Source organism: SAR324 cluster bacterium, from assembly GCA_029245725.1.
Taxonomy (GTDB): Bacteria; SAR324; SAR324; order SAR324; family NAC60-12; genus JCVI-SCAAA005.
The window spans coordinates 1-11,154 of record JAQWOT010000032.1 but is presented as its reverse complement, the minus strand read 5'-3'; the positions used below and the strand labels follow the sequence as shown (position 1 = coordinate 11,154).

Below are 11,154 nucleotides of genomic sequence, written 5' to 3'. Positions count from 1 at the left end.
ACTGATCATCACGGAGAGCAGAGCGCCTTGGGGTCATCAGATTCATCTCAAAAGGGAAAAAGGCTTTTCCCCAAGGAGAACGATACCCCCTCAAAAGATCAAGTACCTATCTGATAGCGAGCTCTAGATCAGCGAGCGCTTCCTGTCGATTTTGTGGTTTCTTCCTATTTCAACGTATTCGTCAAAATATTTTGGAAAGTCTACGTTTGGAAAAGGATGAATTGCCTACTTAGATTTGTTGGCAACAAATTGCTGGGGAGCTGGGGTGGACTGGTGTTTGCGAGGTCGGATACTGGCTTGTGCAGTCTGGAATCAGTGGCGAGTCGGTCACCTAGCAGATTAACTGACTGGTGAGTGGGAAGTATCGGAACTCCCCACTCAAAGTGAAATGGCTCAGCTCTGGATTTGCTTGGACAATTCTGGGAATTGAATTCCAAACTCTTCACGGCTAATTTCTTGTGCCAATGTTTCACCTGAGTCCGTTTGAATAGTGAAAAAAATCTGGCCCAATTTGCCATTGTGCTTGATGACGCGCTTGCCTTCAGCCTTCAGCACAACATCGCCCTTTAGTGCCTTTGAACTGTTGGCCATCGTATAAGATTTGCTGCTGCTGCAACCCCCAGCAAAGCTGATTCCAGCGGACGCTAGCGAAATGATTAAAACTGCTGCGAATTTTTTCATTTCTAAAATCCTTTTTGAATTGATCAAATGATTTTTGGCTTCCTTCTTCCAGTTTGTCTGGACAGTTCTTACCGTGAAGCCAATGGAAATATAACAATGAATTTTCACCTAAAAAATTTAGTTTTGCTAGAAATCAAAATTCACAATAGATCCTAATCACACTTAAAGATTTGATATAACTTTATTTTAAAATTCTATAAATTTCGAAAACCTATTTGGTCAGAATGCGAGGAAATCAATATCTTCCATCCAATTAAGTGGAGAGATCTGCAATGTTTGCATATGAATCATAATCATGCAGCGCATCAATTTTTGAGAGGTACTCACAATTAAATTACTACAGTCGCTCCAAGGTCCTGGTGGGATCAAGCCGATGATGGACATTGCCCTTCCACTCATGATCTCCACATCAACAGTAGCAATGTTGATGTTCATCGACAGGCTCTACCTCAAGCATGTCAGTGCAGAGGCAATGAACGCTTGTTTGAGTGGAGGCTTCACATCTTTTGCCTTCACATCTTTCTTCATTGGCATCATCGGCTTCAGCACAGCCTTGGTCGCCCAATATTTGGGTGCTGGGAAACATCCAAACTGCCCTAAGGTCCTTACCCAGACGATTATTTTTAGCTGCCTGAGTACACCAATCATCTTGATCCTAATTCCTGTTGGAAGATGGGTGCTCGCAACAGCTGGGCTTTCCGAAGAAGAAATGGCGCAGGCTCAGATTTACCTCACAATCTTGATGGCTGGTAATGTGCTGGATCTGTTTCGGCAAAGCTTTAACGGCTATTTTGGAGGGCTTGGTAAAACCAGAGTTGTACTATTGTCTACCTTTGTGATGGCCATTGCTAACGTCTGTGCAAACTACATCTTAATTTTTGGAAAGTTGGGCTTCCCTGCAATGGGCATTATGGGGGCTGGATATGGAACCCTGTTCGCCTGGTTCGTTGGCTTAATCACGCTGTGCGTTGTTTACTTTAAACAGATCCAATTTTCAAAGTATCAACTTCTGAAGAGCTTCCAGTTGGATATGGTAATCCTAAAAAAGCTCGTCCGCTTTGGATTTGCCAGTGGTTTGAGAATCACTCTGTTAATTTTTGCGATTGATCTAACGATCCTAGCCTTTCAGTCCTACGGAGTAGAAGTATCTACAGCCATCACAGTCATATTTACCTGGTTTCAAACTCTTTTCATTCCAGTGATTGGCCTAGAGATTGGTACCATGAGTCTAGCAGGACGCTTTGTCGGTGCCCGTGATCTGGACTCTGCTTCAGATTCAGTATTCTCAGGTCTTTTCTTGGCCTCAGGCTACGCCCTGATTCTCTCTCTAGTCTGCCTTGCTGTCACGCCTACTATGGTCGGATTATTTTTGGAGCCCGACTCCTCTTTAGCAACCCGAGACCTGGCGATTTGGGGAACCCAACTCAATGCCATCATGATGTTCATCTTGGCTTGGTCTAGCATTCTGGGGGGAGCATTACGCGGAGCAGGAGACACTTACGGAGTAATGGTCATCTCTGCGGGTTTCTGGTGGTTACAATATGCTCTTGTGGTAATCCTGATTCACATGTTTGGGCTTTACCCCGATGAAGTGCTGACAATTCATGTGCTAAGTTCTCCACTGCTTTTAATTGCCATGGTGATGCGTTTCCGAAGTGGCACCTGGCAAAAATTTGAGTTAGCTATCTAGAACTAAGATTTAGTGGCGAAACTGCGTTGGAGTATTCTGACATACATGGACATGCTGCCACAGAATATTCTGATCAAATGCTTCGAGTGGAGAAATCGTTTGATGCTGTTACAGGTGAAGCGTTCTGGCCATTTTCTTTAGAAGTCAAAGGCTTCCTTGCTGTTCCATAATAAAAACATTCCCGCTTCATTAGACCACTCAGCTGATGCCTGACTCAGACTTCACTAGAGCCCTGGAATACTAATAGACACAATGTTTGAAGATGTCATATTCATTATCTGGAGATACTGAAAACTGTTGGAAATGTTTACTTGACTGGTAATGTCCGAATGTGCATCACTTGTCCCATCGCCCATAAGCCAAATTTTAGTACCCTGTTCAACTGTAGCTGACCCCGTTGCAAAATTACTGCTGTAATCAGCATTCTGATTTGGTTTGTGCCATGGATTCCCAATTTTGTAGGTGGTCATCCACTTTATGGGATCTCGTACTATCATGGTGACTTCTGTGTCCTCTGGTAAACTTCTGCCAGTTCTCAGGGTAGTTACCACAGTCGAAGCAATTTACCCTTTGAAACGGTTGGCAGTGTATGTTAAGTGGGAACCAATGTGGAAATGGCCTCCTAAATCTTGGGCGGTACCGTAACTAGAGTTAACATGAGACCAACTGCCACCTGATGTGATATCTGTAACCGACCCATTTGATAGATCAACTAACTTGAAATGGAAGAGACTGTAATATCTATTAATGTGGCTGGAATTGACTTCTGTAGAACCACCATTGAAATCAACGTATAGTCCATAACAATTGCCTGAAGTTATTAGGCTGTTTGCAGAAGTCCATTTGAGGGCATTGTAGTCATCACCGTAGTTGAAAAAGATTCTGCTGTTCGTGTTGATTTCAATTCTGATGTTATCGTTATTTTGAAGATCATTCTCCACTTTCGATTGGCTCCAGAATGTACGTGAAGTACTAAGATCTGTAGGTTTGAATACCGCAGCAACCACCCAAGGCTGTCCGCTTGTAGCAGTCTGGCCAGCTGTTACAGAATCACTTGGTGTGATGCTGCTTTGCGTTCGGTGCAAGGGGTTTTGACCATTGTGATTATTAGCTTTTCGCGCGTAATCGCCTGTTGAAGAAGAAGTTAAACCATCAAAATCAAGCGCCTTGGTCCACGATGTATCCAAGGCTGCGCTTGGATTGTCGTTGTTGTATAGGGTTACTACTTCCACTGCAGTCAATGCTCTCTTGTAAATCTTGAACTCATCAATGTAGCCCTTCAAAGGCAATTCATTCCTACGATTGGTGCTGATTTTCAGCTTATCTAGTGGTGTTGGTTAGTTGACTGTTGTCGCCTCTGAGGATCCATTCATGTAAATTTCACCACTTCCATCTGAGCGTTTAAGATACACAGCATGTAACCATTGATTTGTTGGATTTGAAGCAATTGATGGCACAAAAATCAGCTCAGTCCAACAAAACTAAATTGGTTTTTTGAATCGAGCAGATGGAGTTTGGATCCCTGATTAAGATCATATTCTGCAGCACCTTAATGAGTATGATTATGACAAAAGGAAAGGTGGGTTGTATGGGAAAAAGGAGGCGTCAATCTTTTGTCTGAAGAACGATTTCCAAGAGATTTGAAGAGTTGATTTTCTAAAGATTGGGTGTTCTTTCACCAAAGCAAACATATCTAGGATGAAATTTGATTGTAGACAGCCAGTGCTTTCTGTGTAGCTAATCTAGCTAGAATACGGTCGAGCCATTGTGATAGGTGCTCAGCTTTTTCAATTGATAATCCGAGATGTTTGTGTGCACGAAACCAAGGGAAAAACGCAATATCAGCGATACTGTATACATCACCGCAAATATATTGTTTGTCTCTAAGATTGTTATTTAGATCTACTATTGTACGGTTTGCAATCGCGCGGTATTGGGCAAGCGCTTCAGGATTGGGCACTTTTGCTTTTTTAGACCAATATTCTATCTGTCCGAAATACGGCCCTTGGTTTGAGGCCTGATAGAATAGCCAACTGATCAATTTTGTCTGCAACGAAGGGTTGTCTGCTAACCCCCATCCTGTTTTGTGGGCCAGGCTGAACAGGATCGAATTTGATTCTGCTTGATACTCATCACCATCCCAGATCACAGGGATTTTTCCAGCTGGGTTTATGGCAAGAAATTCAGCAGTGTGCTGTTCACCTATGCGGATATTGATGGGCTCAAATTCATAATCTATCCCTGATTCAAACAAGAAGATCAGCACCTTCAAGGTATTAATGGTGTCGTATCCGTACAATTTAATCATGGGTTCGAGTCTGCCAAGATTTTGGCATTGTTGGCGTGTGTGCCAGTAGTGATTTTGTATAATCGGCTTGGGGATTATTATAAAGTAATTCCGTGTTGTTGACTTCCTCAACATTGCCATTCTGTAAAACAGCGGTGTCATCTGCCATCTGCCGCACAACAGCAAGATTATGGCTGATGAACAGGATCGTTAGTCCAAACTCCGCTTGCAAATCTTTTAGCAGATTCAAGATTTCAGCTTGGATTGACACATCCAGAGCTGAGGTTGGTTCATCACAGATTAGGAACCGTGGGCGCGCCAACAACGCCCGGGCTACCGCAATGCGTTGACGTTGACCACCAGAGAATTGGTGTGGGTACTTTGTGATCGCGTCAGACCGCATTCCTACAAGGGTTAACATCGATGAAGCCAATTTTTCACGCTCGACAGAGTCTTTAACAAAACCGTAGAACCACAAAGGTTCTGCCAGAATATCTTTTATCTGGTGACGGGAATTCAGACTGGAATATGGATCTTGGAAAACCATCTGAATCAGCTGTCTTGATGGATGGTCTCTGCTTCTTGATTTTCCAAATGGCAGGATCATATTGCCCAATGTCATCATTCCGCTGCTGGGAGTGACTAGCCCAGTGATAGCTTTTGCCAATGTTGATTTCCCGGAGCCACTCTCACCCACCAGCCCCATGATGGAGCCAGGCCTGATGTTCAACGTGACATTTTCCAGTGCAGTGTACAGTGGTGGCTTACGTAACAAGGATGTACGCGGCCCAATAAATTTCACTGTCAGATTATCCAGTGAAAGCCCGATTTGACCGTATTGTTGGCCATCAAGCAGCCATCGTTCAGCCATCTCACCATTCATCGCTGTTGTTGTATCCTCCTCCTCAAGAATGCTGAAGCGCTCAATCTTGTGGTCTAATGGAGGCACGGCAGCCATCAGTGCACGTGTATAGGGATGTTCTGGTGCACCTAAGACCTGCGCAGTGTTACCGGCTTCCATCACCCGCCCTTTACGCATGACGGTCACACGTTCTGCCACTTGGGCTATCACACCAATGTCATGGGTAATTAACATAATCGCGATCTGACGGTCCTTGGCTAATCGTTGGATCAGATCGAGGACCTGTGACTGAACTGCCACATCCAATGCGGTTGTAGGCTCATCTGCAATAATCAATTCGGGGTCAGTACAGATAGCCAATGCAATGACAACTCGTTGGCGCATTCCACCAGAAAATTGATGTGGGTAGGCCCTTATTCTTTGAGTAGCATTTTTAATCCCAATTTCCTCAAGAAGATCAATAGCACGTTTTCGAGCTTTGGTTTCGTTGGCATCTGAATGGACCTGAATTGTTTCAATCAGTTGATCCTCAATCGTCATCAACGGGTTCAGGCTGGTCTGGGGATCCTGAAAAATCATCGAAATACGTTTGCCACGCACCTCATGGGCTTGTGCGGATGTAAGCGTGCGCAGATTAGTACCATCCAATATCAGTGTTCCGCTTGCAACATAGCCAGGTGGTTGAAGTAGTCCTATTACAGCAGCACCAACTGTAGACTTGCCAGCACCACTTTCTCCCACTAACCCATGAATTTCTCCGGGTTTAATGGTCATATCCACATCTTCAATTGCGGTGAAATCACCAAAGCGTGATGGAAATTTTACAGTAAGGTCTTTGATCGTCAGCATCTAGCGAAGCCTCGGATTAAAGATGTCACGCAGGAAATCACCAAGGATGTTGATCGACACCACAAGGGCAACCAGAAAAAATGTGGGGATCCACAAAATCCACCATTCACCCGAAAGCAGGAATTGCATGCCGATGCGGATCAGTGTACCAAGGCTGGGACTGTCGGCAGGTAGGCCGATACCGAGGAAGGACAGGGTTGCCTCGAGCAAAATAGCAGAGGCAAGATCTACCGTCATGATTACCAAAAGGGGGCCAAGAATATTGGGCAGGACATGCACCAGCATCACCCGAGATGGGCTCTGGCCCATCATGATTGCGGCCTGCACATATTCTTTGTTCATCTGTACAAAAGTTGATGCACGCGCTGTACGGGCGAAGTTCACCCATAGCGACAGTGCAATGGCCAGAGTCAAAACCACAACACGTATATCTTGTTGAATGGTCTCCGGCAGCAGACCACGTGCAATTCCGTCAACAAGTAGTGCGGTTAAGATCGCAGGCAGAGCCAGTTGCACATCTGCAATACGCATCACGAAGGTATCAAACAGTCCCCCGTAATACCCAGCAGCAAGACCAATACTTACTCCAAGAACCGCAGCAAGTGTCAGAGCAGACAGGCCAATGACTAGTGACAGGCGAGCACCGTAAAGGATCGCCGAGATCATATCACGGCCTTGATCGTCGGTTCCTAACAGATATTTTGGGTTTGCCCCGTCTTGCCAAGCCGGGGGTAATAATCCGTCGAATAAACTAAAGGATGCAAGATCGTAGGGGTTGACCAGTGCGATCCAAGGTGCGAATACGGCACCAAGAATGATCAATGCAGCCACTCCTGACGCAAGAATCGCTGCAGGGGAATTTGCGAACAGCCACAGGCCTTCATACTTCTTCAGAAAGGCAATCAGGACACGTCCCTAATTCGTAGGCGGGGATCGATAGCGACGTAGAGCAGATCGACCACAAGGTTCACCAATACAAAGAAAAATGCGATCACTACTAGGTAAACACCCATCACAGGAATATCGACGAAGCGGATTGATTCAAGGAATAACAACCCCATGCCAGGCCATTGAAACACACTTTCAGTCACAATTGAAAAAGCGATGACACCACCAAATTGCAGCCCAATAATGGTGATCACAGGTATCATTGTGTTCGCCAGTGCATGTTTGTAATGCAAACGCTTCATGGGTACCCCACGGGCCATGGCAAACTGGATATAGTCAGATCGCATGACTTCCATCATTTCGGCTCGCACCAGTCGCATAGTGAGGGTCAACTGGTAAACACCAAGGGTAATAGCAGGTAACAGAAGTGCACGCCAACCGTCTAGAGTGAACAATGAACTTCCCCAACTGCCTATTTGCAAGGTTCCACCACGTCCGAACGTTGGCAGCCAGCCAAGTTGCACACCAAAGATGAATATCAACATAATCCCAATTACGAACGTTGGGATCGACACGCCAACAAGAGTGGTCGTCAAAATGATTTGGGTGAGGGCACCACGTGGTTTTAGAGCTGTATAAACTCCTGTAGGCACCCCAACCAAAAGAGAGATGATCAGCGCTACAAAGCCCAGTTCCAGTGTCGCCGGAACACGGTCAGCGATCATGTCCGCTACAGGTTGGCGCGTACGATAGGAAAACCCAAAGTTGCCCTGCAACATATTGCCGCTGAAACGCACGAATTGGTAGATGAAGGGATCGTTCAACCCGAGTTCTTCACGTAGGCGTTCCTGATCCTCAAAGGAGGTTTCCACTCCAGTCATCTGCGTAATGGGATCGCCAACAAACTGGAACAAGGAAAAAGCCAAAAAGGCGACGGCTAGCATCACAAATACGGATTGAACCATCCGTTTCAGGATAAAATAAGCCATCGTATCTTTGACTTAGATTCGGATCAGTCTACTGTAACCCAGCGCAGCATGAAGAAATTGTCAGCACGTTGTGTAAGGTTGACATTTTCTTTTGCAGCCCAGATCAGTGGTTGGGTATACAGGGGAATGTATGCGACCTCTGCCTGAGTGATACCAACGACCTCATCAACCATAGTCTGGCGTGCAACTGGATCTATTTCCTGCTGAATGTCAGGCAGTAGCTCATCAACGCGTTGGTTCGAATATCCACCAAAATTCCATGACCCCAACTTCTTTTCAGAATTTGGAGTCGACATCAGGAAACGGATTGGATGCTCTATGTCAAAAGTCCCAGGAGACCAGCCGAGAAGATACATATCAAAAGCATCTTTACGCAGCTGCGGCCAGTACTCTCGAACTGGAACAGTGTTGAGTTCAGCTTTAAGACCTACAGCAGCGAACATCGATGCTGCAGCACGACACAGTGCCTCATCGTTGATATAGCGGTCATTCGGGCATTTTAAACCAAAGCTAAAACCATTTGGATAGCCAGCCTCAGACAATAGGGCCTTCGAACGTTCAGGATCATATGCTGGTCGACTTGAATTAGTTTCTGAATAGCCTGAAATACCAGCTGGGACCAATTGTGAGGCGCCATCGATCTTACCTCTGAACAGCACCCGATCGATTGAAGCTATATCAATCGCATGTGCTGCCGCTTGGCGTACACGAACGTCCTGAAACGGATTCGCTCCAGTAACATCAGATGAATATAGTAGTTTTTCGTGTTCATGCCCAAAACCAAACATGATCACTCGAGTTTCTTCTCCCTCTAAGACTTTGAACCCATCACGGCTTTCAACTTGCCCGACATCCTGTAGAGGAATTGGCTGTATAAAATCAATCTCGCCCGATAACAGCGCGGCTAGGCCAGTTGCTGAATTACCAATTGGGGTGAAGACTGCCGAGGTAATGTTGTGCTCAACTTTGCCCCACCAGTTGCTGTTCGACACCAACACAGTTTTGATTCCAGGATCTCGACTGGCCAATGTAAATGGGCCCGTGCCGTTGACATTCATTGTCGCAAAATTTTCTGCATCGCGAGCAGGTAACTCTGCTCCGTTCGCTTCGGCCCAGTCTTTGTCCAAGATCATGAAGTTAGCGATGGAATCAGGGAACAAAGGGTTTGGGGCATTTGTAATGAAATCAATAGTATAATCATCAACTGCACGAACCTCTTTTACCGGTGCAAACCAAGATCGAACATCAGCTACTTCGCTTGATGCACGTTCATAGGAAAACAGGACATCTTCTGAATTAAAGGTAGATCCGTTTTGGAAAGTCACTCCTTGACGCAGGTTGAAACGCCAACCATTTTCTCCATTGAGTGGCGCCCAGGATTGAGCGAGCGAGCCTTCGATAGACATACCCTTATTCCGGCGAACGAGGCCTTCATAGATATTGTTTAGAAACGACAGAACAGGAGCAGAGTTCACTGCATGTGGATCCATCGTTTGCGGATCTGTTTTCGATGCCCAACGAAATGTTTCAGCAGATGCGCTCAACGCAGTTAAGCTTATGGCACCAATTATAAAAGCCAGTTTTAGTGTTTTCATGATTTCCTCCGTTGGGGTTAAGCAGAATTACATGTCTGACCAGTTGAGTATGGGAGGCAGGCTATTAATAGTCCATCCCTAGATTTAATGTGCTTATCAGATAGTCAAACTTTGGGCACCAAAAGCGTGAGATACCAAATAATTTCCTTCTCGTATTTCAATGGCTTCACCAGCAGCGATTTCAACCCAATCGTCACACCCATTTTCAAGAGGTTCGGAAGAGACTATATGACCATCCTGACATCTTTTCACAAATAGGCTTGGAGCCAATCGATCAGAAGCCATACGTGCAGCAAATAGTCTTTCCTAGTCGGACCAGCATGCAGTGAAACGCACATAGGGTCGTTTACCTCGTTCTTCAGCAAGCTTCTCTACCATTCCTACAGCGCGATTCATAGCATTGATCGGATCTTGCTCTAACCCAAGGCCCATGGCGATAAGAAAAATTGCTTCGCTCTCTGTTGCACCATAGCGGAATTCGTAAAGTTCAACTGGGATCAAGGCATCCAAAGCTTGTCTAAACTTTTCATGTCCACCAGCTTGACCGTTATGCATGAAACACCATTTCCCAACCACAAAGGGGTGGCAATTATTTTGTGATATGGCCATACCCGTGGACGCCCGGACGTGTGCTAGGAACAGGGGAGATCTCGTATGATGTGCAAGTAGTTTGAGATTGGTGTTCGACCAGGCTAGATGAGTATCCTTGTACACACATGGTATTTGAGGATCTTTATACCATGCCAACCCAAATCCATCTGCATTTATAGTCGTTTTGCCAATCAGTGCATTTTTGCTTTGCTCAACAAGAGATTGTTCCTGATCGAGGACAAGTTCGTCCAAATACCTCGGAGATCCTTTCCAGGCTAAAAATCTACACATTATCCAACAACCAACGATAAACTTGCGACATCGGACGCTTGTTTGAATTTTATGATGGACAAAAAATGTTGAATACCTGCCTCTTCGATTGAGCTTTCAATCCCTACTTATGTTCAATTAGAAAAAATGTCAGGAATTTAGTGAAATCAGACTATTTAGTCAATCACTAGTTTAGTGGTTTCAAGTCGAAGAGGCTGATGGTAAAAATTGGCATAAAAAAACTTTCTTCAAAGGGCCAATTTTTATTTTTGAGAATACTGAACCTCTGGGTTAGATCTTGAGTAAACTCCAGTGTGCTTTGGAGATCAATATTCCTAATTTTTCAATTATTTAAGCCCTAGGGCTCATAACCCGAAGGTCGCAGGTTCAAATCCTGCCCCCGCCACCACACCTTTCCTCAGTAAAATCAGTATTTAACCCAGCCTACCACT

At 45.2% G+C, this 11,154-nt stretch carries 9 protein-coding genes; 1 reads left to right on the top strand and 8 read right to left on the bottom strand.

The features are described from left to right. Positions 1–393 precede the first annotated feature (393 nt). Positions 394–681: a hypothetical protein gene (locus P8O70_00995; protein MDG2195460.1), complete on the bottom strand. Its 288-nt coding sequence runs from the start codon at positions 679–681 to the stop codon at positions 394–396. A gap of 373 nt (positions 682–1,054) precedes the next feature. Between P8O70_00995 and P8O70_00990 the strand changes: the two genes are divergently transcribed. Next, positions 1,055–2,371 (top strand): MATE family efflux transporter, encoded by a 1,317-nt coding sequence (locus tag P8O70_00990; GenBank protein MDG2195459.1) that lies wholly within the window; start codon positions 1,055–1,057, stop codon positions 2,369–2,371. A gap of 563 nt (positions 2,372–2,934) precedes the next feature. Here the strand turns inward: P8O70_00990 and P8O70_00985 are convergent. From P8O70_00985 to P8O70_00955, 7 genes are all read right to left on the bottom strand, one after another. Beyond that, positions 2,935–3,660, bottom strand: a complete 726-nt coding sequence (locus P8O70_00985) for a hypothetical protein (GenBank protein MDG2195458.1) — start codon at positions 3,658–3,660, stop codon at positions 2,935–2,937. A gap of 404 nt (positions 3,661–4,064) precedes the next feature. Beyond that, positions 4,065–4,679, bottom strand: coding sequence for a glutathione S-transferase family protein (locus P8O70_00980; protein ID MDG2195457.1), 615 nt, complete (start codon positions 4,677–4,679; stop codon positions 4,065–4,067). Continuing rightward, on the bottom strand, positions 4,672–6,369 hold the full coding sequence (locus P8O70_00975; GenBank protein ID MDG2195456.1) for an ABC transporter ATP-binding protein: 1,698 nt from the start codon (positions 6,367–6,369) through the stop codon (positions 4,672–4,674). Before P8O70_00975 ends, P8O70_00980 begins: the two co-directional genes overlap by 8 nt. Next, positions 6,370–7,275 (bottom strand): ABC transporter permease, encoded by a 906-nt coding sequence (locus tag P8O70_00970; protein ID MDG2195455.1) that lies wholly within the window; start codon positions 7,273–7,275, stop codon positions 6,370–6,372. Next, positions 7,272–8,246, bottom strand: coding sequence for an ABC transporter permease (locus P8O70_00965; protein ID MDG2195454.1), 975 nt, complete (start codon positions 8,244–8,246; stop codon positions 7,272–7,274). Before P8O70_00965 ends, P8O70_00970 begins: the two co-directional genes overlap by 4 nt. Positions 8,247–8,269: 23 nt before the next feature. After that, positions 8,270–9,841, bottom strand: coding sequence for an ABC transporter substrate-binding protein (locus tag P8O70_00960; protein MDG2195453.1), 1,572 nt, complete (start codon positions 9,839–9,841; stop codon positions 8,270–8,272). Between the two features lie 306 nt (positions 9,842–10,147). Continuing rightward, a complete protein-coding gene (locus tag P8O70_00955) occupies positions 10,148–10,684 on the bottom strand; it encodes a class II glutamine amidotransferase (GenBank protein MDG2195452.1) in 537 nt (178 codons plus the stop codon). Positions 10,685–11,154: the final 470 nt, after the last annotated feature.

Bases quoted from the DNA above. Each gene is read 5' to 3' on its own strand.
- P8O70_00980 (MDG2195457.1), bottom strand. From the start codon at position 4,679: ATGATTAAATTGTACGGATACGACACCATTAATACCTTGAAGGTGCTG.
- P8O70_00965 (MDG2195454.1), bottom strand. From the start codon at position 8,246: ATGGCTTATTTTATCCTGAAACGGATGGTTCAATCCGTATTTGTGATG.
- P8O70_00975 (MDG2195456.1), bottom strand. From the start codon at position 6,369: ATGCTGACGATCAAAGACCTTACTGTAAAATTTCCATCACGCTTTGGT.
- P8O70_00960 (MDG2195453.1), bottom strand. From the start codon at position 9,841: ATGAAAACACTAAAACTGGCTTTTATAATTGGTGCCATAAGCTTAACT.
- P8O70_00990 (MDG2195459.1), top strand. From the start codon at position 1,055: ATGATGGACATTGCCCTTCCACTCATGATCTCCACATCAACAGTAGCA.
- P8O70_00995 (MDG2195460.1), bottom strand. From the start codon at position 681: ATGAAAAAATTCGCAGCAGTTTTAATCATTTCGCTAGCGTCCGCTGGA.